Source organism: Pseudomonas sp. efr-133-TYG-103a (assembly GCF_030209235.1).
Taxonomy (GTDB): domain Bacteria; phylum Pseudomonadota; class Gammaproteobacteria; order Pseudomonadales; family Pseudomonadaceae; genus Aquipseudomonas.
In genome coordinates, this window is record NZ_JARVSK010000030.1 from 1 (window position 1) to 22,052 (window position 22,052).

General features: G+C 61.2%; 20 protein-coding genes and 3 pseudogenes. 9 read left to right on the forward strand and 14 right to left on the reverse strand.

What is annotated here, in order from left to right:
• The first annotated feature begins 324 nt into the window (after positions 1-324).
• The 3 genes from QRN36_RS22410 (at position 325) to xopAW (ending at position 3,175) form a co-directional block, all read left to right on the forward strand.
• Positions 325-1,077: a response regulator gene (locus tag QRN36_RS22410; RefSeq protein WP_285426065.1), complete on the forward strand. Its 753-nt coding sequence runs from the start codon at positions 325-327 to the stop codon at positions 1,075-1,077.
• The gene (locus QRN36_RS22415) at positions 1,074-2,150 is read left to right on the forward strand and encodes a HAMP domain-containing sensor histidine kinase (RefSeq protein ID WP_285426066.1); all 1,077 of its coding nucleotides are present in this window, start codon (positions 1,074-1,076) and stop codon (positions 2,148-2,150) included. Before QRN36_RS22410 ends, QRN36_RS22415 begins: the two co-directional genes overlap by 4 nt.
• Before the next feature lie 158 nt (positions 2,151-2,308).
• Complete coding sequence (gene xopAW / locus QRN36_RS22420; RefSeq protein ID WP_285426067.1) at positions 2,309-3,175, forward strand: EF-hand domain-containing protein; 867 nt, start codon at positions 2,309-2,311, stop codon at positions 3,173-3,175.
• Positions 3,176-3,231: 56 nt separating this feature from the next.
• Here xopAW and QRN36_RS22425 read toward each other — a convergent pair whose 3' ends face one another.
• The 9 genes from QRN36_RS22425 to QRN36_RS22465 form a co-directional block, all read right to left on the reverse strand.
• Positions 3,232-4,284: an AI-2E family transporter gene (locus tag QRN36_RS22425; protein WP_093459200.1), complete on the reverse strand. Its 1,053-nt coding sequence runs from the start codon at positions 4,282-4,284 to the stop codon at positions 3,232-3,234.
• Positions 4,285-4,374: 90 nt separating this feature from the next.
• A complete protein-coding gene (locus QRN36_RS22430) occupies positions 4,375-5,199 on the reverse strand; it encodes a DUF4892 domain-containing protein (protein WP_285426068.1) in 825 nt (274 codons plus the stop codon).
• A 150-nt stretch (positions 5,200-5,349) separates the two neighbouring features.
• A complete protein-coding gene (locus tag QRN36_RS22435; RefSeq protein WP_285426069.1) occupies positions 5,350-6,204 on the reverse strand; it encodes an alpha/beta fold hydrolase in 855 nt (284 codons plus the stop codon).
• The gene (locus QRN36_RS22440) at positions 6,201-7,034 is read right to left on the reverse strand and encodes an alpha/beta fold hydrolase (protein ID WP_285426070.1); all 834 of its coding nucleotides are present in this window, start codon (positions 7,032-7,034) and stop codon (positions 6,201-6,203) included. Before QRN36_RS22440 ends, QRN36_RS22435 begins: the two co-directional genes overlap by 4 nt.
• 136 nt (positions 7,035-7,170) lie before the next feature.
• Complete coding sequence (locus QRN36_RS22445) at positions 7,171-7,590, reverse strand: hypothetical protein (RefSeq protein ID WP_285426071.1); 420 nt, start codon at positions 7,588-7,590, stop codon at positions 7,171-7,173.
• A gap of 120 nt (positions 7,591-7,710) precedes the next feature.
• A complete protein-coding gene (locus QRN36_RS22450; protein ID WP_285426072.1) occupies positions 7,711-8,154 on the reverse strand; it encodes a hotdog fold thioesterase in 444 nt (147 codons plus the stop codon).
• 80 nt (positions 8,155-8,234) lie between these two features.
• Entirely contained in the window at positions 8,235-8,693 is a 459-nt protein-coding gene (gene sixA, locus QRN36_RS22455) for a phosphohistidine phosphatase SixA (RefSeq protein ID WP_285426073.1), read from the reverse strand.
• Positions 8,690-9,034 (reverse strand): DUF4389 domain-containing protein, encoded by a 345-nt coding sequence (locus QRN36_RS22460; protein ID WP_285426074.1) that lies wholly within the window; start codon positions 9,032-9,034, stop codon positions 8,690-8,692. The genes sixA and QRN36_RS22460 overlap by 4 nt, the downstream gene beginning before the upstream one ends.
• A 25-nt stretch (positions 9,035-9,059) precedes the next feature.
• Positions 9,060-10,085 (reverse strand): NAD(P)H-dependent glycerol-3-phosphate dehydrogenase, encoded by a 1,026-nt coding sequence (locus tag QRN36_RS22465; RefSeq protein ID WP_285426075.1) that lies wholly within the window; start codon positions 10,083-10,085, stop codon positions 9,060-9,062.
• 314 nt (positions 10,086-10,399) lie between these two features.
• On the opposite strand from QRN36_RS22465, the pseudogene QRN36_RS22470 reads away from it, so the two are divergent.
• The 4 genes and pseudogenes from QRN36_RS22470 to fabB form a co-directional block, all read left to right on the forward strand.
• Positions 10,400-11,876, forward strand: a pseudogene (locus tag QRN36_RS22470) (ATP-binding protein); the annotation flags it as partial.
• A 65-nt stretch (positions 11,877-11,941) separates the two neighbouring features.
• A pseudogene (locus tag QRN36_RS27725) lies at positions 11,942-12,325 on the forward strand (response regulator); the annotation flags it as partial.
• A gap of 242 nt (positions 12,326-12,567) precedes the next feature.
• Positions 12,568-13,083 (forward strand): 3-hydroxyacyl-[acyl-carrier-protein] dehydratase FabA, encoded by a 516-nt coding sequence (fabA, locus tag QRN36_RS22475; RefSeq protein WP_138220177.1) that lies wholly within the window; start codon positions 12,568-12,570, stop codon positions 13,081-13,083.
• Between the two features lie 10 nt (positions 13,084-13,093).
• The gene (fabB, locus tag QRN36_RS22480; protein ID WP_285426077.1) at positions 13,094-14,314 is read left to right on the forward strand and encodes a beta-ketoacyl-ACP synthase I; all 1,221 of its coding nucleotides are present in this window, start codon (positions 13,094-13,096) and stop codon (positions 14,312-14,314) included.
• A 63-nt stretch (positions 14,315-14,377) separates the two neighbouring features.
• Here the strand turns inward: fabB and QRN36_RS27730 are convergent, their stop codons facing one another.
• Both QRN36_RS27730 and QRN36_RS27735 read right to left on the reverse strand, forming a co-directional pair.
• Positions 14,378-15,241 carry a methyl-accepting chemotaxis protein gene (locus tag QRN36_RS27730; protein ID WP_371265950.1) on the reverse strand — a complete coding sequence of 288 codons (864 nt, stop codon included), beginning with the start codon at positions 15,239-15,241 and terminating at the stop codon, positions 14,378-14,380.
• Positions 15,233-15,988: pseudogene (locus QRN36_RS27735) on the reverse strand (MCP four helix bundle domain-containing protein); the annotation flags it as partial. The gene QRN36_RS27730 and the pseudogene QRN36_RS27735, both read right to left, overlap by 9 nt.
• 219 nt (positions 15,989-16,207) lie before the next feature.
• On the opposite strand from QRN36_RS27735, the gene QRN36_RS22490 reads away from it, so the two are divergent.
• Positions 16,208-17,071, forward strand: coding sequence for a pirin family protein (locus tag QRN36_RS22490; protein WP_285426079.1), 864 nt, complete (start codon positions 16,208-16,210; stop codon positions 17,069-17,071).
• Between the two features lie 99 nt (positions 17,072-17,170).
• Here QRN36_RS22490 and QRN36_RS22495 read toward each other — a convergent pair whose 3' ends face one another.
• Together QRN36_RS22495 and htpG are read right to left on the reverse strand one after the other, a co-directional pair.
• On the reverse strand, positions 17,171-17,896 hold the full coding sequence (locus QRN36_RS22495) for a dienelactone hydrolase family protein (RefSeq protein ID WP_285426080.1): 726 nt from the start codon (positions 17,894-17,896) through the stop codon (positions 17,171-17,173).
• A gap of 78 nt (positions 17,897-17,974) precedes the next feature.
• Positions 17,975-19,879, reverse strand: a complete 1,905-nt coding sequence (htpG, locus tag QRN36_RS22500) for a molecular chaperone HtpG (RefSeq protein WP_285426081.1) — start codon at positions 19,877-19,879, stop codon at positions 17,975-17,977.
• A gap of 340 nt (positions 19,880-20,219) precedes the next feature.
• Here htpG and QRN36_RS22505 point away from each other — a divergent pair, with 340 nt between their 5' ends.
• A complete protein-coding gene (locus QRN36_RS22505; RefSeq protein WP_285426082.1) occupies positions 20,220-20,474 on the forward strand; it encodes a hypothetical protein in 255 nt (84 codons plus the stop codon).
• 102 nt (positions 20,475-20,576) lie between these two features.
• On the opposite strand, the gene brnQ is transcribed toward QRN36_RS22505, so the two are convergent.
• Positions 20,577-21,890 (reverse strand): branched-chain amino acid transport system II carrier protein, encoded by a 1,314-nt coding sequence (gene brnQ, locus QRN36_RS22510; RefSeq protein WP_285426083.1) that lies wholly within the window; start codon positions 21,888-21,890, stop codon positions 20,577-20,579.
• Positions 21,891-22,052: the final 162 nt, after the last annotated feature.

Consider the following 22,052-nt stretch of genomic DNA (forward strand, 5'->3'; position numbering starts at 1 on the left):
GCTAACGGTTAGTGCGTCCAGCGTACCCCGCTGCCAGCTGTAGGAGCGCGGCTTGCCCCGCGATCTGCCGGGTACCGGCAGTAAAACCTGTGCATGCGAAGTGTCAGACTTTACGCGGTGGCTGGTTCTACGACTGCTTCGCAGCCAATCGAAAACGTCCAGAGAAGTCGCTGCCCCAACCACATGTACATTTCTTGATACATTCAGGACAATCCGCCGACACCTCGCTTCGTCACCCTTCCGCCCCGCTCGCCTGCGAAGTAGCATGGCAGCGTTGTTCTTCACTCGCGGCCTTTCCCGGCGGCATCACATGGCGGCAGCAACATGCAGACAACCCCCGACAGCAACACCGCCAACGCGCAGGCCGATGAGCGTCGCTGGAACACGCGCGCGCTGATTGTCGATGACGATGTGCCGATCCGGGAGTTGCTGTGCGATTACCTGGCGCGCTTCAACATCCAGAGCACCGGCGTGACCGACGGCAATGCAATGCGGCAGGCACTGGCTGAGGAAACCTACGACGTGGTGGTGCTGGACCTGATGCTGCCCGGTGAAGACGGTCTTTCGCTGTGTCGCTGGCTGCGCAGTTCGTCGGATATTCCGATCCTGATGCTGACGGCCCGCTGCGAACCCACCGACCGTATCATCGGCCTTGAACTGGGCGCTGATGATTACATGGCCAAGCCGTTCGAGCCGCGTGAGCTGGTGGCGCGCATCCAGACCATTCTGCGCCGCGTGCGGGACGACCGCACCGAAGAACGCGCCACGCTGCGTTTCGACAATTGGCGCCTGAACAGCGTGCTTCGGCAGTTGACCGCTCCCGACGGTCTGGTCGTGCCGCTGTCCAACGCGGAGTTCCGCCTGCTGCGCGTGTTTCTCGAGCGTCCGCGTCGCGTGCTCAATCGCGAGCAGTTGCTTGACGCCGCGCGGGGTCGCTCGATCGAAGCGTTCGACCGCAGCATCGACCTGCTGGTCTCACGCCTGCGGCAGAAACTGGGTGATGACCCCAAATCCCCTCAACTGATCAAAACCGTGCGTGGCGAAGGCTATATGTTCGACGCCAGGGAGATTGGTTGATCCGTTCCGCCGACACCCTCTTCGCCCGATTATTCGGCGGCGCGCTGCTGGCGATCATTCTGGCGCACCTCCTGGCATTCATGTGGTTTCACCATTACGGTCCGGCGATGCCGCCCCCGCCGCCTCCTGCTGCACAGCAGAACCAGGCAGCCGCAGACAGCGGCGCCCCAGGCAAGCCTTCCGGCGGATTCGACGCGTTGCGCCCGCCGCCGGGCCGTCCGCCGTTTCTGGGTATTCCACTGATCCCATTGATCTTCCAGCTGATCACGCTGGTCATCGCCGCCTGGTTCGGCGCCAAGGCCCTGAGTCGTCCGGTGCAGCGCATCAGCGAGGCGGCCGAGCGGCTGAGCGAGAACCTCGACAGCCCGCCGCTGGACATCAAGGGGCCGCGAGAAGCGCGTCAGGCCGCGGCCACTTTCAACCTGATGCAGGAACGCATTCGCGAGCAGGTGCAACAGCGCGGCCGCATGCTCGCAGCAGTCTCCCACGACTTGCGCACGCCCCTGGCCCGCCTGAAATTGCGCGTCGAACAGATTGACGAGCCGAAATTGCACGATCAGATGACGCAAGACCTGAACGACATGATCGGCATGCTCGACGCGACCCTGACCTACCTCAATGAACAACGGACCAGCGAGGCGCTGCAATACTTCGACGTGCAGGCGCTGATCGAATCTCTGACCGAAAACGCTCAGGACAACGGCGATGATGTGCAGGCCAGCGGCACTTGCCGGCCGCTCAAGTCTCAGCCGATGGCGTTGCGCTCGTGCCTGCACAACCTGATCGACAACGCCCTGCGCTATGCCGGCCACGCCCGGGTGGAGATCGAAGACGCCAGCGACCGCCTGCAAGTGCGCGTCGTCGACCATGGCCCGGGTATTCCGGATCACCTGCGCGAAGCGGTGTTCGAACCCTTCTACCGCGTCGAGGGTTCACGCAACCGTAACTCCGGCGGCGTCGGAATCGGCATGACCATCGCCCGCGAGGCCGCCCGCAGAATGGGCGGCGACCTGCGCCTGGCGGAAACTCCTGGCGGCGGCCTCACCGCCGTGCTCGACCTGCCGCGCATCTGAATCGTCACCACGACGGTGGGCGTAAACCCATGGCAACCGCCACCTTCCTCGCCGCGTAAGCCCCGCGTTACAAAGCTCACATACCCAGGACACGCGCCCCGTGGACGCTGCATAAGCCGGAGCACCCGGTTTTATCCATCTGATGGGGAGTCAGTCCGATGATCACAGGCATCAGCGGCAGCAGCAGTTATTCCAGCTATGTCAGTTCAGCCACCAGCAGCGCAAACAGCAAGAAGTTTGCCGAAGAACTGGTCAAGAAACTCGACGCCAACGGTGACGGCAGTATCGACAAGGACGAGTTGAGCTCGGCCCTGTCCTCGGATTCAAGCGACGGCATCACGGTCAGTCTGAGCAAGGCGTTCAGCGATCTGGACAGCGATGACGATGACAGCCTCGACGCAGAAGAACTCGCGGCGATGGCGCCACCACCACCGCCGATGGCCATGGATGCCGCGTCCGCCGCCGATCAGGCGCAGGATCTGCTCAGCGCGCTGGACACCGACGGCGACGGCGCCGTCAGCAGCGATGAATTGACCGCCGCCCTCAGCAGCACCGACAGCAGCGCCGATGGCACTCAGGTTTTCGACGCACTGGACACCAACGAGGACGGCACGGTCAGCCTTGAAGAGCTGACCGCCGGCCTGCAAGCCCAGCAGCCACCGTCACCGCCACCCGCCAACGATGCAGGCGACCTGTTCAGCAGCCTGGACACCGATGGCGACGGCAGCATCACTGCCGCCGAACTCACTCGTGCGCTGCAGAACGGTTCGAGCGCCGACAGCAGCATGCCGGCGTCTTCCAGCGCCGATGCCGTCGACTCGCTGTTCAGTGCGCTGGATGCCGATGGCAGCGGCGGCGTCAGCGCAGACGAACTGAGCGCAGCGCTCAAACCCGATGCCAGCCAGCAATCCACCGCTGCCACTCAGGCCAGCGAGGCACTGAACCGCATGGTCGCGGCCCTGAGCGACCGCTACAACCTCAACAGCAGCGCAACCGCAGGCAAATATCTGAGCACGTCGGCCTGATGCAAAAAACCGCCGCGGAACCTGTGTTCGGCGGCGGTTCTGTCAGTCATGAATCGTCACTTTGGCAACTGGCGCGCGCGGCTGTCGCCGACCCAGTCGAGCAGCAGACTGTACGCCACGGCCAGCAGTGTCGGGCCGATGAACAGGCCGATAAAGCCGAACGCCAGTAACCCGCCAAACACCCCCAACAGCACGATCACCAACGGCAAATTGCCTCCGCGACTGATCAGATAAGGCTTGAGGACGTTGTCGACCCCGCTGACGATGAACGTCCCCCACAGCCCGAGAAAGATCGCCATCCCGTAATCGCCTTTCCAGGCCAGCCATGCCGTCGCGGGAATCCAGATCAGCGGCGGGCCCATGGGCACCAGGCTGAGCAGGAACGTGCCGATCCCCAGCACCAGCGCCCCCGGGACACCGGCAATCAAGAAGCCGATCAGCGCCAGCACTGCTTGCGCGGCTGCGGTCCCGATCACGCCATTGACGACGCGTTGCACGGTCCCGGCGACCAGATCGAGGTAATACTGCGCGCGATCACCGATCAGCCGCTCCAGCAGACTGAGGACGAACGCCGCCAGACGCGGCCCGTCGCGGTAGAAAAAGAACACGAATACGATGCTCAGGGTCAGTTCGAGAATGCCGCCGCCGATCTGCGCACTGCGCGCCAGCAGCCAGTTGCCGACCTGTCCCAGATAAGGCTTGACGCTGGCAAGCATCGCCGCGCCTTGCTGATCGATGGTCATCCAGTAACCCACCAGCCGTTCGCCCACCAGCGGAATACTGCCCAGCCAGGCGGGCGGATCCGGCAGCCCATCGACCTGCACGTCCTTGACGAACGCCGTCGCGTCGCGCACGTGATCCGCCAGATTGAACCCCAGCCACACCAGCGGTGCGGCGACCAGCAACATCCAGCCCAGCGTGAGGATGCCGGCAGCCAGGGACTCGCGGCCATTGAGCCAGCGGGTGAGCAATGGCATCAGCGGCCAACTGGCAAATGCCAGCACGGCGCCCCAGAACAACGCCGACCAGAACGGCGCCATCACCCACAGGCAGGCCCCCAGCAACGCCAGCAGCAGAATCTGCACCAACAGGCGATCGTTATTGAGCATGGTCATTCCGCAGAAGTGAATCGAAGTATGAGCATAACGGCGAACCGGAGGGCTCGCCCGCTATTGAGCAAAATCAGCGTCCGGCAGGCGTCAGCGAATGACTTCCAGGGTCAGGCCCGGGCTTTCGTTGTCTTTGCTGCCAGCCTCCAGTCGCGCCTTGCGCACGCCTTTATCCACCAATGCCTGAAGCCAGGCTTCGCGTTGCGCCCCGGAGAGCACGATGCGCAGGGTGCTGTCCAGATTCAACCCTCTGGAGAGCAAGGTGAGCCATGGATCTTCGGGTGCTCCGGTCAGCATGGGCAGGTCCAGCTTGCCGGTGCTCTTGAGCTCCCGCAGCAGGGTCGCGGACGTGGGCAGCAACGTGCCCAGCGGCGCGCTGGCCTGCATCTGCTCGACATGCAGGTACGCGCGGCGATTGCCTCGGGTGATGCCATACAGTGCAACCAGCGTGTCGTTGGCCGGTGCCGCCAGACGCAGCAGCAGATAGGCCTGCTCGTTGTCGGCGCCATACAGCTTGGCGTTGCCGAACACCTCGTTGGCCCACAGGCTGCTTTCGCCGCAGTCGCGCGCCTGACACCAGAACAGCAACTGCGCACCTTGGCTCTGCAGCGCTTCACGGGCGGCGGTAAAGGCTTCGTCTGAGCTGTGCTCGACGGGGAGTTGATAGGTGATCGCGGTCACACTGCCCCGGGCGGGAACCTGACCGTCGAAGCGCAACTGGCCGCTGATCTTGCGGATGGAGCCCAGTGGGTAGATCCGCTCGAGTTCGGCGGCGGGACGGTAATCGATGATTTCGGCATCGGTAAGACGTGGCAGATTGGGCAAGTCCTGACTGCCGGGCACATCGGACGCCTGACTCAAGCCGGTGTGACCGACGACGCAGAGCAGCAGGCCCAGCGCGGAAAATAAACGCATGGGGGCTCTCATCGGCAGGGAATCGGGAGGCAAAGCAAGGCCGCAACGACGTGCGGCTTGGGAAGAAGTGTGCGTGTGCGGCTTGGGCGGTGGTCCATCGTGCAGTCTCCTGTTTCTACACGCCCAGCGTCGGCAGTTGCAGGGCGCAAGTCAAGGAACGGCGAAGAACCGATTGAAACAGTCTGCAACAGAGCGCGCACCCGCTTCGTCGTTCAGGTGCAGATGATGCCCGCCCGGCAGTTGCGAGACCTGAAACGGCACGCTGGCCAGCAACGCTTTGTTCTGCGCCAGCATGCCCTCCTCGGCCACGATCAGTTGAGCAGGGCATTGCACCGCGTTGACGAACGACATCGCCTGCGCGCGCGTAAGACGAATCGGAGACGCCAGGGTCAGGCGACTGTCGCTGCGCCAGGTGTAACCGCCGGGCACCGGCATCAGCCCGCGCTGCGCCAGCAACTCGGCCGCCTCGCGACTGACCGCGACGGCGCCTCTCATGCGCGCTTCGACGGCGAGGTCCATGTCCGCATACACCGGCTTGCGCTTGTCCGATTGCGCCAATTGTCCCTGCAGCGCGGTGCCCATCCGCTCAGCAGCGGATTCGGGCTCGCCCAGGGGCGGAATCAACCCGTCTATCAGGGCAAGGCGACGGACACGCTGCGGCATGGCGCCCGCCACGATCACCGAAACGATTGCGCCCAGCGAGTGGCCCAGCAGCGAAAACGTCTCCCAGCCCATCTGCGCGGCCACCTGCAACACATCGTGGGCATAGTCCGGCAGGCCGTAACCGGCGCCGGGCGGACGATGATCGGAATGACCATGACCGGCCATGTCGACGGCGAGTATGCGCAATCCTTCAAGCCTGGGCGCCAGACGCGCGAAGCTGTTGGCATTGTCGAGCCAGCCATGCAACGCGATCACCGGCTGGCCGTCCGGAGGCCCGAACAGATGCGCCGCCAGTTCGATGTGAGGCAGGCTCAGACGTATTTCTTCAACCGAACAGGTCATGCGCGGGCCCGCTGAGCGGCCGGAACGTCATTGCCGGCTTGGGCCCTGGCCGTCCAGCGGGAAAACAGCCGCTTGAGCATCTGCGCGGTGTCCTCGGGGTGTTCAAGCGGAAACATGTGCCCGCCCGGTACCGAAAGATACTCGCCTTCGCGCATGCTTTTCACCGACAGCGCGTGGTGGCGACGCACGACATCGCTGCGTTCGCCGCGCACCATGGCCAGCGGCACCCGCAGATGGCGGGCCATGCCAGGACTGGTGTGCGGGACGCTGCGGTAGATGCTGATCTCAGTGGCCGGATCGAAGCGCAGTCGCAGTTGCCCGCCTTGCGCCTGCAGACCGTGCAGCAGATAAGCTTCGAAGCATTCCGGATCGAAGCGACGAAACAGGCTCTTGCCGGAAAAATACTGGCGGGCAGCGTCCAGATCGGTGAACAGCTCACGACGTCCCAGCGTGCGCCCTGCCGGTGTGATGCGATCGATGAAACCGAAGCGCTTGGCGGCGCGAATCATCCATTGATCGAAGCGCGTCAGCACCGGTGAATCGAGCATGACGACGCCACGGTACAACTCCGGGTGACGCAAGGCGGCGTGGTAATGCAGCACGCCACCCAGCGAATGGCCAACGCCCCACACCGGCTGCGGCTGTTCACGCAGATGGTGAACGAGTTCGTCGACCAGATTGGGCCAGTTGTCGGTCACTGGAAATCGCGGATCGTGGGCGTGCTGTTCCAGATGGATGACCTGAAAATCATCCCCCAGCGCTGAGAACAACTTGCCGTAGGTGGCGGAAGGAAAGCCATTGGCGTGAGCGAAAAACACAGTCTGGGTCATGCCGGCGCATCCATCGAAAGCAAACAGGCTGCAATTGTGCGCAGCGCCTCCTGTGCGCAGCAATGACCGGAACTGCCATCGATGATGACACTCCGGTCATCGACCGGATATATAAACTGCTCGTGCTGATGAATGCTCAAAGCATCTGGGTGAATCTGTCCAGACACGCCTGAATGTAGGCTACTTGAAATGCGTAGGCCTCGTGAATTCCGGTCTTGAGCTCACTGGGCAACTTTTGCTTCTTGAAGCTGAGAATCCCGGTCTGCATCCGTTGCACAGCATTATCGGCTGCTTCCTGAAAAGCAGCCAGCTCGGTGCTTTGGGGGTAAAGCTGTTTTAAAGCATCGACCCTGCGGTCAGCCTCGTCACGCAACTGCTGGAACTCGATATTGGTAAGCGATTTGTCACCATAGATGCGTGCCAGCCATTGACTCAGCTCGGTTTCCTCACCTTGCGTCTCGGTTGTTTGAGATTCCGACAGCTCAGCGGCAAGCTTTGCGATTTCGGCTGACTTGCTGACGATTTCCTCACTGATTAATGCAGCTCTTCTGCTCATGTCACTCCTCCTTGAACCTGCGTCATCCCGTCATGGGACCTCTACAGGCTAGGCGCATACACTCACGACAACAACTGTCACTTCTGACAGTTGACGGCTGCACAAATCAAGCGTCGGAAATCAGCGCGCGGGCGGCTGTTCGCCAAGGGGTACCACGGCCACGGTCAGGCGCGAGATGCAACTGGCCTTGCCTTCGTCGCTGGTCAGGCGGATGTCCCACACATGGGTGGTGCGACCGATGTGCACCGGGTGCGCGACCGCCGTGACCCGCCCGCTGCGCAGGCCGCGCAGATGGTTGGCGTTGATTTCGAGCCCGACGCAGAAGTACTTGCTGGTATCGATCACCAGGTAACTGGCCGACGACCCAACAGTCTCGGCCAGCACCACCGAAGCGCCGCCGTGCAACAGACCGTAAGGCTGATGGGTGCGATGATCGACCACCATGCTGGCGGTCAGGGATTGCTCGTCAAAAGCCTCGAAACGGATGTCCAGCACTTCACCGATGGTGTTTTTCTGCATCGCGTTGAGGGCTTCGAGGTCGGGGGTTTTATGCCACAGACTCATGTCTTTTCCTTGTGGTTGATGTCACGAACCCGGTATCCCGGCAGAACCGAGAAATACCGCATTGCCCGCCAAAACGGGCATTACACCGGATGACGAACGCGCGACAGTTCCATTGCGCCCGCCAGCGGAAAATCCGCTTCCAGCTCGGCCAGGCTGGCGGTGTGCATGGGCTCTGCCTGTTGCAGACTGCCGTGCACCGCCAGGCCGATCAGCAAACCCACCAACGGTTGATGGCTGACCAGCAGCACGTCGTCGGCAGCGTACAGATCGAGGTTTTCCAGTACCTTGCGCGGATCGCTCTCAGGCGTCAGCCACGGCACGGTCACCACCGGTTCGGCAAACCCCAGTGACTGGCGCACCAGTTCGGCGGTCTGCTGTGCCCGCACATAAGGACTGGCGATGATCCAGCGCAGCGGCTGACCCAACAGCTGCGCAGCGCTGCTCAACACTTCTTCGCGGCCATTGGCGGTCAGCTCGCGCTCGGCGTCGGTGCGCGCGCGATGCTGAGCTTCGCCGTGGCGCAAGATCCACAACTTCATAGTTTCGGTTCCTCATCGCGCACAGGGTGCTCGGCAGCGGGAACGGTGTGAGGCGCCTCGCCCTCCGGAGCACGTGGCGCGGGCCAGTCGGCAAACGGCCAGGGCTTCTGGTCGGTATGAAAGGTGCCGAACCGGCCGATCTGTGCCAGAAACTGGCTCAGGCTGTCACCGAACGACATCATGCTCAGGCTGGGCGCCCCGTAAAACAGGCGGTACGCGAGCTGGACGAGCACAACGACCACCAGGACCAGTTCGGCGACCTGCCAGACGACGACAAACACCACCATCCAGAGGATGCGCAGCAGGATCGATTCGTGTTGCTTGAATTTTGACTCGTTCAAGAGCTTCTCCACCTGGAAATTGGGGTCAGTTGAAACCACTGGTTGAAATGAAATCGACATCGGTCTTGGGCTCGGCCCGCATCAGCAGCTCGATGACCTGCTCCAGCGTGCGCCCCTCGAAGAGGATGGCGTGCAACCCGGCGACCAGTGGCATGTAAACCTGCAGTTCCTGCGCTTTGGCCTTGAGGACCTTGAGCGTGTTGACCCCCTCGGCCACTTCACCCAGACGCGTCACCGCTTCATCCAGGCTCAGCCCCTGCCCGAGGGCAAAGCCGACCTGGTAATTGCGGCTTTTGGGCGAGGAGCAAGTGACGATCAGATCGCCCACACCCGCCAGTCCGAGAAAGGTCATCGGATTGGCGCCCTGACTGACCGCAAAGCGGGTCATTTCAGCGAGCGCGCGAGTGATCAGCATGCTCTTGGTGTTCTCGCCCATGCCCAGCGCAACGGCCATGCCGGCGACGATGGCATAGACGTTCTTCAGGGCGCCGCCCAGTTCGACGCCGAAGCGGTCGGCGCTGGCGTACACCCGGAAGGTGCGCCCATGCAGCGCGGTCTGGACCTGCTGACAGAGGTCATCGTCTTCACTGGCGACCACGGTGGCGGTCAGCGCGTGCTCGGCGATCTCTCGGGCCAGATTGGGCCCGGACAACACGCCGATGCGCGCGTTGGGTGCGATGTCTTCGAGGATTTCGCTCATCAGCTTGAAGGTCTGCGCCTCGATGCCTTTGGTCAGGCTGACGAGCATTTTACCGGTCAGCAATTCGACATGAGGGGTGAGGACGCTGCGCAGCGCGCTGGAAGGCAGCGCGACGAAAATCAGCTGGCTGTCACGCAACGCCGCTTCCAGATCCGTCACAGGTTCCACCGCGTCGAGCACCTTGATGCCCTTGAGGTAGCGCGGATTCTCGCGATTGACGCGAATCGCCTCGGCCTGCTCCGGATCACGCATCCACTGCAGGACCCGATGGCCATTGCCGGCCAACAGATTGGCCACGGCCGTCCCGAAGCTGCCGCCGCCCAGGACTGCTATAGGTTGCTGTTGGGTCATAAAACAATCCATTCAGAGCCATCACATCTGGCGATGGCAGCATTATACGGAGCGCGATGCCTGCCACCAGCGGCAAAACACCTGTCGAAGAACATATAGCCGATCCCTACTCTTCACGAGGAAATTACCCACGGCTCGGTTAAGATGCGCGCCCGACACGAAAAATTCCGGCGTAACGCCGATGAGCTATCGTTAGTGCGCTCCCGAAGAGATCCATCACATGACGCAACGTTCTTCCTCCCCACGCACCGGCCAGCCCCGCGTCTTCTGAAAAAATGGCGAATGAAGTGCCCACCCAGAGCCGGAACTCAGTGATGACGGTACAACGCGGCTGGAACATCAGCACCCGAACGCAGATCCTCAGCCTGGGACCGGCGTTGTTGCTGACGCTGTTGCTGATCAGCTTCTTCACCGTGGTGCGCATTCAGGACCTGCGTCAGGAGCTCAATCACACCGGCCAGCTGATCGCCAACCAACTGGCGCCCGCCTCGGAATACGGCGTGATCGTCGGCAACGACGACGTGCTCGAAAGCCTGATGAAAGCCACCATGAACACGCCTCACGTGCGCTTCCTGGAGGTTCAGAACAGTGCCGGACAGGTTCTGGTGCATGTCGAGCAGACCGCAGACAACAATCACGCCCGCCAGATGGAAGTGTTCCAGGCGCCTATCCGCCTGCAACGGGTGAAGGCGCAGAACGACCATGCCGATGAGCTGGACGACAACGCCAGTGTGCCGGTGGAGGATTATCTGGGCCGTGTGCTGGTGGGCATGTCCAGTGATGCATTCAATCTGCGCGAGCAGGAAATCCTCCTGAAGGCCGGCATCCTCGCGCTGTTCGCCCTGCTGTTTACCTACATCCTCGCGCGGCGTCTGTCCTTGAGCCTGTCGCAGCCGATCAGCGCCATGAGCGATGCGGTGAAAGCCATTCAACACGGCGATTACACCGCGCCTCTGCCCGTGGCAGACGACGCCGAGCTCGGCGATCTGGCCCGACACATCAACAATCTGGCGCTGGGCCTGGAAAAGGCCAGTCGCGAACAGAAACAGGCGATGGATGAACTGATCCGGACCCGAGAAGAAGCCGAGCGCGCCAACAGCGCGAAATCGGAATTTCTGGCGATGATGAGCCATGAATTGCGCACCCCGATGAACGGCGTACTGGGGATGTTGCAGTTGATGGAAACCACGAAAATGACCGAGGAACAGGCCGAATATTCCGCCCTCGCCATGGAATCCACCGAGCATCTGCTTCGGGTCATCAACGACATCCTCGATTTCTCCCGCTTCGAGCGCGATGCGCTGGAGCTCGAGAACATTGCGTTCAATCTGGCAGACCTCATCGCCACATCGGTGCAGGCGTTCGCTCATAACGCGCAACAGCGGGGTCTGGCGCTGGAGCTGGATCTACCGCCGGGGCTCGAATCGCTAAGGGTCAAGGGCGATCCGACGCGCATCCGGCAGATCCTCGTCAACCTGATTGGCAACGCATTGAAGTTCACCGAGTTCGGCAGCGTGCGCGTCGAAACCGCCTGGCAACAGACCGACCCCCAGCACATCCTGTTCATCTGCGCAGTGCGCGACAGCGGCATCGGCATTTCCCCGGATTTGCTGGAATCGATGTTCGACGCGTTTCAGCAGGCCGACAACTCTATATCCCGGCGCTACGGCGGCACCGGACTGGGCCTGCCGATCGCGCGCAACCTTGCCGAACGCATGGGCGGCTCGCTGCAGGCGCAGAGCAGCGAAGGTCTGGGCTCGGTGTTCAATCTCGAAATTCCGCTGCAACGGGTGCAGGAGGAAGAGCCGGCGCCTCAGTCCGGCGCCCTTGGCGAGATGCCACAGGAGCGCGAAGGCTGCGTGCTGCTGGTCGAAGACAACCCGGTCAACCGCACCGTGGTCGAAGCCATGCTTCGCAGTCTGGGCCTGCAGGTCAGCGTGGCTGCGGATGGTGCTGAAGCGGTGAGCATGGCCAGCAAGGAAAAATTCGCCCTGATCCTGATGGACTGCCGGCTGCCGGTGATGGACGGTTACGAGGCCACGCGGCGAATCCGTGCGCTGCCAGGGCTCGACAGCCTGCCGATCATTGCCCTGACGGCCAACGCACGTCACGGCGATCGCGAGATTTGTATTCAGGCCGGAATGAACGATTACCTGGCCAAACCGTTCAAACGTACTGATTTACAGCAGGTTTTGCAGCGCTGGCTGACCTTTAAGGCATCTGTGACTGGCGATAAATGATAAATTGCGGCAGTCTTGTGCGCTGGATCGACCCGCGCCGACGCGCGGACAGAAAATTTCAGTGCACAGGTGTACATTCATTTCACCCGTGCTGTGACTTTCACTACAACGCAATAGTCTATGAGTAGGCTGCCAGCAGACCCCTTGTGTGAGAACAGCCGTTCTCCTCAGTCAGGGACGAACGCTGGCCAGATCGGGTTAGTACGCCACACCCTGCCGCACAGGATTATCGAGGAGCTCGCATGACCAAACAAAACGCCTTTACCCGGGAAGACCTGCTGCGCTGCAGTCGCGGTGAGCTGTTCGGCCCAGGTAACGCGCAACTGCCCGCCCCCAACATGCTGATGGTTGATCGCATCACCCATATCAGCGAAGAAGGCGGCAAGTTCGGCAAAGGTGAATTGGTCGCCGAACTGGATATCACTCCTGACCTGTGGTTCTTCGCCTGTCACTTCGAAGGTGACCCGGTGATGCCAGGTTGCCTGGGCCTCGACGCCATGTGGCAGCTGGTCGGTTTCTTCCTGGGCTGGCAAGGCCTGCCAGGTCGCGGCCGTGCGCTGGGTTCGGGCGAAGTGAAGTTCTTCGGCCAGGTCCTGCCGACCGCCAAGAAGGTCACTTACAACATTCACATCAAGCGCGTCCTCAAAGGCAAGCTGAACATGGCCATCGCCGATGGTTCGGTCAGCGTGGACGGCCGCGAAATCTATACCGCCGAAGGCCTTCGTGTCGGCGTATTCACTTCCACTGACAATTTCTAAGGGTATTCGCATGCGCCGCGTCGTTATCACTGGTCTGGGCATTGTTTCCTGCTTGGGCAATGACAAAGACACCGTCTCCGCCAACCTGCGTGCAAGCCGCCCTGGCATCCGTTTCAATCCGGAATATGCCGAAATGGGTCTGCGCAGCCAGGTCTCGGGCTCCATCGACCTCAACCTCGAAGAACTGATCGATCGCAAGATCTACCGCTTCGTCGGCCACGCTGCGGCGTATGCCTATCTGGCCATGAAGGACGCCATCGCTGACTCCGGCCTGACCGAAGAGCAGGTTTCGAACCCGCGTACCGGCCTGATTGCCGGCTCCGGCGGCGCGTCGACCCTGAACCAGATGGAAGCGCTGGACATCCTGCGCGAGAAAGGCGTCAAGCGCGTCGGTCCGTACCGCGTGACCCGCACCATGAGCAGCACCGTTTCGGCCTGCCTCGCGACGCCATTCAAGATCAAAGGCCTGAACTACTCCATCGCTTCGGCGTGCGCGACCAGTGCTCACTGCATCGGCACCGCCATGGAACAGATCCAGATGGGCAAGCAGGACGTGGTATTCGCAGGCGGCGGTGAAGAAGAACACTGGAGCCAGTCGTTCCTGTTCGACGCCATGGGCGCGCTGTCCAGCAAGCGTAACGAAACGCCTGAGAAGGCTTCGCGCGCTTACGATGCTGACCGTGACGGTTTTGTGATTGCCGGCGGCGGCGGCATGGTCGTGGTCGAGGAGCTGGAACACGCCCTGGCACGCGGCGCGAAGATCTACGCGGAACTGGTCGGCTACGGCGCGACTTCCGATGGCTACGACATGGTCGCACCGAGCGGCGAAGGCGCCATCCGCTGCATGCAGCAGGCGATGTCGACGGTCGACGGCAAGATCGACTACCTGAACACCCACGGCACGTCGACGCCGGTCGGTGACGTTGCTGAAATGAAAGGCGTGCGTGAAGTGTTCGGCGACAACGCTCCGGCCATCAGCTCCACCAAGAGCCTGTCGGGTCACTCCCTGGGCGCTGCCGGCGTTCACGAAGCGATCTACTGCATGCTGATGATGGAAGGCAACTTCATGGCGGGCTCCGCCAACATCGACGAGCTGGACCCGGAAGTGGCCGATCTGCCGATTCTGACCAAGACTCGCGAGAACGCCGACATCAATCTGGTGATGAGCAACAGCTTCGGCTTCGGCGGCACCAACGCCACGCTGGTCATGAAGCGCTGGACCGGCAAGTAATCTGCCTGTCTGCACTCAATAAAAAGGCGCCCCTCGGGGCGCCTTTTTTATTCGCTGTCGGCCTTACACTGTAAACGCCGCCACCATCCCGTTCAGATCCGTCGCCAGGCGTGACAGGTCATGACTGGCGGCACTGGTCTGATTGGCGCCCGCTGAGCTCTGCAGCGCGATGTCGCGGATATTGGTCAGGTTGCGATCGACTTCGCGAGCCACCTGCGCCTGCTCTTCCGAAGCACTGGCAATGACCACGTTCCGCTCGGTGATCAACGTGATTGCGGCGGCAATGTCGTTCAACGCGACGCCTGCCGATTGCGCCAGCTCAAGAGTCGATTGCGCGCGGCTATTGCTGCCCTGCATGGCGTTGACCGCCTGATCGGTGCCCTGCCGGATGTCGACCACCAACTGCTCGATTTCCTGAGTCGAGGACTGCGTGCGATGGGCCAGCGCGCGAACTTCATCGGCGACGACCGCAAAGCCGCGCCCCGCTTCCCCTGCCCTTGCGGCTTCGATCGCGGCGTTGAGCGCCAGCAGGTTGGTCTGCTCGGCAACCGAGCGGATGACATCCAGCACTTTGCTGATGCCATAAACCTTCTGCGCCAGAATCCCTACCTGATCGCCTGCCTGCGTGACGTCGTGCGCCAGATGCCCGATCGACGCGACCGTCTGCTGCACCTGCTCGCGGCCGCGCTGGGCAATCCGGTCTGACTCGCCGGACGCCTGCGACGTCGCCACCGCATTACGCGCAACCTCCTCCACCGCAGCCGTCATCTGATTGACCGCGGTGGCGGCCTGATCGATTTCCAGGCTTTGCTGATGCAGGCCCCGCGTGGAATCTTCGGTGACAGTGCTCAGCTCTTCCGAAGCCGACGCCAGTTGGTTCGACGAATCGGAGATGCGCAGAATCGTGCGCCGCAGGTTCTGCTGCATGGTTTTCAGAGCCTCCAGCAGGCGTGCCGGCTCGTCACGACCGTGGACCACGATGTTGGCAGTCAGATCGCCCGCCGCCACGACCTGAGCGATGCCCAGCGCCTGAGCCAGCGGCATGACGATGCTGCGCGTCAGGCCCCAGGCCAGCATCAGGGTAATCAGCGCCGTGAACAGCATCATGCCGACCACCCAATTGGTGGCGCTGCCAAACACCGCCAAGGCCTCTTCGCTGGCCTGACCGGCGCCCTGCTTGTTCAGGGCGGTCAATTCGTTGAGCGCCTGAGTCATTTTGTCGGCGTATTGATTCATTTCGCCGTTGATGACCTGAAGCGCCGCGTCCAGCTGGTTCTGCGCGGAAAGCTCCATCACCCGGTTCTGCCGCTGCAGATAGGCTTGCTGCGAGGCAAGGAAGTCGTTATACAACTCGCGCTCTTTCGCCGAGCCGATCAATGCGAGGTAGCGGGTTTCGGCAACCTGCAAGCCGGACTTCAGGCTCTCCAGTTTGGCGATGTTCTCGCGCAATGCCTCGGGGCTGCGGTTGAGCATCAGTCGAAGGGTCAGCGTCCTGATCCTCATGATGTCCTGACCTACCGTCCCCAGTTCCATGACGCTCGGCAGCCATTTGCCTTCTACCAGATCCGATTGCTTGCGCATGCTGGACATCTGCAGCAACGCAAAGGCGCCCAGCCCAAACACCAGCAGCGCGAGCACCCCAAAGCCAAGAGCGGCGCGGGGCGCGATATTCATGTTTCTTACGGTCACAATGGGTCCCTCCCCAAAAATCCTGCACGGTTAAGGCGCAGCTGGTCGTTGCCACAGGTATCGGCGGGGAGGCGTACATTCTGTAGGACCTTTCGGCAATTCATGTCGGCGTCCATCCGAGCGGATCGATTCGAGAGCACAGACGATCCAGACGGCGGCGTGCAAGTTGCTTATCCTGTCATCAAGCCCACCGAGAGCCCTGACATGTTCACCATCAAACCTCGAGCGGAAGACGTTGAAGGCCAGCCTATTCTGCGTCCCCTGCCCTCCGCTCAGTGCCGCAGCGTCGGCCCCTTCGTGTTTTTCGATCACATGCTGGAAACCTCCTACGCGCCGGGCCACGGAATGGACATTCGCCAGCATCCACACATCGGCCTGTCCACCCTGACCTACCTGTTCGAGGGCGAGATCCGACACAAGGACAGCCTTGGCAGCGATCAGCACGTGCTGCCAGGCGAGGTCAGCTGGATGACGTCAGGGAGCGCGATCGCGCACATCGAACGCACGCCCGAAGCGCTTCACGACGCCGGTTCACGCTTGCATGGCCTGCAAATCTGGCTGGCCTCGCCCAAGGCGCATGAACAAGGACCGGGCCACTACAGCCATCACCCCGCCGCGACGCTGCCGGTGAGCGACTCGATGGGCATCAGCATTCGCATGATTGCCGGGACAGGATTCTGCCTTCAATCACCGGTGCCGGTGCTGTCGCCTACGCTGTATGCAGAAATCAAGATGCAGACCGCCACGACGCTGTTGATTCCGGCCGAGCATGAGCAGCGTGCGTTGTATGTGATCGAGGGTGACATGCTGCTGGACGGCGAACCTGTCGAACCACGCAGCCTTATCGTGCTGGACGCGGGGGATGAGCCGACACTGAGCGCTGAAAGCGAAGCCCATGCGGTGCTGATTGGCGGCGCGCCGCTGGATGGGCCGCGCAGGATGAACTGGAATTTCGTGGCCAGCGATCCGGCCTTGATCGATCAGGCACGCGCCAGATGGGCCGCTGGAGACTGGCCGACCGTACCAGGGGAAGTCGAGCGGATCGAATTGCCTTCAGGCAAACGCTGAATTCGGCCAGAACCAAGCCTGTTCGCGACGGCGTGCGTGCATTCATCCTTTCGGAGCATCACGCCGCGCCATCCCGAGCACGCTCATTTCGAAGGCGTATCAGCCCGCGAACACCTCATCCAGCAGGTTATGCATGGCAGTGAACGCGCGCTTTGACACGGTCGGGTTGTACATCTGCACGCCAGGATTATTGGCGTGTTTGTCAGTGAACGAGTGGAAGGCGCCGCCATAACTCAGCAGTTGCCAGTCGACGTTGGCGGCGTTCATTTCCGCTTCGAACGCAGGCAATTGCTCCTTCGGCACCAGCGGATCGGAAGCACCGTGCAGCACAAGCACTTTACCCTGGATGTGCTTGCCGCCGTCCGGATGAGTGGTGTCCAGCGTGCCATGGAACGAGATTGCCGCCTTCAGCGGCGCACCGGTACGGGCCAGTTCCAGCGAACAGCAACCGCCGAAGCAGAAACCGAACGTCGCCAGACGCGTCGAGTCCACCGCCGCAATGTTTTGCCCGGTCAGTTGATCCAGCGCAGCCTGCATGCGCGTGTTCAGCAGCGCACGGTCGTTTTTCAACGGCATCATTGCCGCCGCGGCCTCGTCGCCGTTTTTCGGGCGAACGTTCTGGCCGTACAAATCGGCCAGCAGCACCACAAAACCTTTGCCGGCCACTTCCCGGGCGATGTCCTCGGCGTCCTCGCTGATGCCCATCCAGTTTGGCGCCATCACCAGACCCGGAGCGGCTTTGGCACCTTCGCTGAATACCAGACGGCTCTCATAGGATTTGCCATCGATCTGATACACCACGGACTGTACGGTCACGTTGCTCATTGCGGACTCCTGCTGTTGAGAATGAAAGATCATCAAATGACAAAACCCGCCGAAGCGGGTTTTGTCAGCACTCGAATGTTAAACCGAGAGCTCCACCAACAACTTGTTCAGACGGCGCACGTAAGCGGCCGGATCCTTCAAGCTGTCGCCTGCGGCCAGCGCGGCCTGATCGAACAGGATGTGCGACAGGTCGCCAAAGCGCTCTTCGTTCTGCTCGTTGTCCAGCTTGCCGATCAGCGGATGCGTCGGGTTGAACTCGAAGATCGGCTTCGAATCCGGAACCTTCTGACCGCTGGCTTCCAGAATCTGGCGCATCTGCAAGCCCAGATCCTGCTCGCCGATGGCCAGAATCGCAGGCGAATCGGTCAGGCGATGGGACACGCGAACTTCGCTGACAGCCTCGCCCAGCGCGGTTTTCAGGCGCTCGATCAAGCCCTCTTTGTCCTTGGCGACTTCTTCCTGGGCTTTCTTGTCCTCTTCGGAGTCCAGTTTGCCCAGGTCCAGGTCACCCCGTGCCACATCGACGAAACCCTTGCCGTCGAAGTCGCTGAGGTAGCTCATCAGCCACTCGTCGATACGGTCGGTCAGCAGCAGCACTTCGATGCCTTTCTTGCGGAAGACTTCCAGGTGCGGACTGTTCTTGACCTGCGCGTAGCTCTCGCCGGTGAGGTAGTAGATCTTGTCCTGACCCTCTTTGGCGCGCGCCAGGTACTCGGACAGGGCCACGCTCTGCTCACCGCTCTCGTCGGAGGTCGAAGCGAAACGCAGCAGGCCGGCGATCTTTTCCTTGTTGGCGAAATCTTCGGCAGGACCTTCTTTCATCACCTGACCGAAGTTCTTCCAGAAGCCTTTGTATTCTTCCGGTTGGTTCTTCGCCAGTTTCTCCAGCATGTCCAGCACGCGCTTGGTGAGCGCCGACTTCATCGAGTCGATGATCGGGTCTTTCTGCAGAATCTCGCGCGAAACGTTCAGCGACAGATCGTTGGAATCGACCACGCCCTTGATGAAGCGCAGGTACAGCGGCAGGAAGGACTCCGCCTGATCCATGACGAACACGCGCTGCACGTACAGTTTCAGGCCTCGCGGCGCTTCACGCTGATACAGGTCGAACGGCGCGCGGGCCGGAACGTAAAGCAGCGAGTTGTATTCCAGCTTGCCTTCGACCTTGTTATGGCTCCAGCTCAGCGGGTTCTCGAAATCGTGGGCGATGTGCTTGTAGAACTCCTGGTATTCCTCATCCTTCACCTCGGTGCGCGGACGGGTCCACAGGGCACTGGCGCGGTTGACGGTTTCCCATTCCTGCACCGGTGCAGGCTCGCCTTCGACGGCGATCTGCTCTTTCGGCAGCTCGATCGGCAATGCGATGTGATCGGAATACTTCTTGATGATGTTGCGCAGGCGGTAGCCATCGGCGAACTCGTCTTCGCCGTTTTTCAGGTGCAGCACGATGCGCGTGCCGCGGTCGGCTTTTTCCAGCGTGGCGACTTCGAATTCGCCCTCGCCTCTGGAGGACCAGTGCACGCCTTCGCTGGCAGGCAGGCCGGCACGACGGCTGAAGACTTCGACCTGATCGGCGACGATGAACGCAGAGTAGAAGCCGACACCGAACTGACCGATCAGGTGCGAGTCCTTCTTCTGATCGCCGGACAGGTTCTTCATGAAGTCGGCAGTGCCCGATTTGGCGATGGTGCCCAGATGGGTGATCACATCTTCACGGCTCATGCCGATGCCGTTGTCTTCGAGCGTGACGGTCTTGGCGTCTTTGTCGAAGCTGACGCGGATCTTCAGCTCGGCGCCGCCTTCCAGCAGCTCAGGTCGGGACAGCGCTTCGAAGCGCAGCTTGTCGACGGCGTCGGACGCGTTGGAAATCAGCTCGCGGAGAAAAATCTCCTTGTTCGAATACAGCGAATGGATCATGAGGTGCAGCAGCTGCTTTACCTCGGTCTGGAAGCCCAGGGTTTCCTTTTGAGTTTCCACACTCATGGTCATCAAACTCCAATCAGTCGACACAAATAGGGATGGCCGCGCCTGACACCTGTTGAAGGCCGGGCGGCGGGTTGTCATCAAGGTGGGGGCTGGGTCAGGGATTTCAAGAGAGCGGCATCAAGGGAATGAAGATTCTCCATCGTCCATAAACATGATCACCCGAGGTCTTGCATGACTCACCCTGCATAAACGTTTAATCAGCCTGACTGCGCGGCATTGCGCCGGCATTGTGTAATCCCGAGGTAACAGCCGGTTTTTAATCCTCGACACACAATGGAACTAACTTAATAGCGCTGTGCTCGAAGGCTCGTAGATGTTCAATAAGGAGAAACACCCCATGCGTAAGACTTTAGCCATTGCCCTCATGCTTTCTGCCACTTTGGGTCTCGCTGCCTGCGATAAAAAATCCGAGGATAAACAGCAAGATGCAAACAAGGCTGCTCAGCAGTCCCAGGAGTCGATGCAGAAGGCTCAAGATAAAGTGAACGATGCAGCCAAAGAAAGTCAGGAAGCTGCTCAGAAAAATGCCGAGGCCGCACAAGAACGCGCGAAAGAGGCGAACGAACAGGCACCTGCTCCAACTAAGCCGTAAGTTCGAAAGTTTACAGAAAATAAAGCCCGCACTAAGCGGGCTTTATTTTTTATGCGGGAAATGTTGTTCCACGGTGCAAGCGCTTGCGCCGCCGCCCTCCCCTCAGGCCAGCGCCTCGCTGCGCTTGCCCAGCATCCGGTCCACCACGAATGCGATGAACAGCATGATCAGTGAGGGAATCAGCCAGGCCAGGCCTTGCTCGCTCAACGGCAGATGCCCCACAGCGTCAGGCAGGTAAGCGCCAAGACCAGCGCCTTTCGCTGCATCCACAGCACCGAACACAAATGACACGAGCATCACCGGCGCAACGATACGGCCCTGTGCGTGCCAGAAATCCTTGCAGAAACTCAGGGCGACCAGCGCGATACACGGCGGGTAAATCGCCGTCAGCACCGGGATGGAGAACTGGATGAGCTTGGTCAGACCAAGGTTGGAGACCAGCAGTGAAAACACGGCCAGGAGGATGACCAGCGTCTTGTAGGACAGTGGCAACAACCGGCTGAAGTATTCGGCGCAGGCGCAGGTCAGACCAACTGCGGTCACCAGACACGCCAAGGAAATCAACACCGCCAGGAAGCTGCTGCCCAGCGTACCGAAGGTATGTTGCACATACGCGTGCAGCACGGCAGCGCCGTTCGTTGCGTCCGCCGCGACAGCGTGACTGCCCGAACCGAGGCGGAACAGACTGATGTACACCAGCGCCAGACCGACGCCGGCAATCAGGCCGGCGATGATGGCGTAGCGCGTGATCAGGCGTGGCGATTCAACGCCGCGCGAACGAATGGCATTGACGATGACGATGCCGAACACCAGCGCACCCAGGGTATCCATGGTCAGGTAGCCATTGATGAACCCTTGCGAGAACGGCGCCGCGACGTAAGCCGGTTGCGCGCTTCCTACATCACCGGCAGGCAGTGCGAACGCCGCGATGCCCAGCACGGCCAGTGCGATGATCTTCAACGGGGCAAGGAAACGTCCGACGGTATCGAGCAGGCGGCCCGGATACAGTGAGATCCAGAACACCAGAAGGAAATAAACCAGGCTGTAGAGAAACAGCGCCAGTGGACTTTCGCCGGTCAGTGGCACCAACCCGACTTCGAACGACACCGTGGCCGTGCGCGGCGTGGCGAACAGCGGGCCGACGGAAAGGTAGCAGACCGCCGCCAGCAGCGTCCCGGCGATCTTGCCAATGGGACTGCTCAACGCGTCCATTGCACCGCCGACCTTGGCCAGCGCGATGACCGTGACCACAGGAAGACCAACCGCAGTCACCAGAAAGCCCAGCGCCGCCATCCACACGTGTGGACCGGCCTGCAGGCCTACGATGGGGGGAAAGATGATATTGCCAGCACCCACGAACAACGCGAACGTCATGAAACCCAGCGCCAGGATGTCCTGGCCTTTCAACACTTTCATCAAAGAAACCACACTGCTGAATCGGAATTAAGAAGAGGATTTCCCTGAGGGTGAGGGAAATGCTGCCCGTCCTTTTAAGACAGACCCGTTGCGCGCAGCAGCTCCTTATGGGGGCCGACCACGCAAAATGGCGGCTAGCCTACCTCATTTTTCGCACCGTTA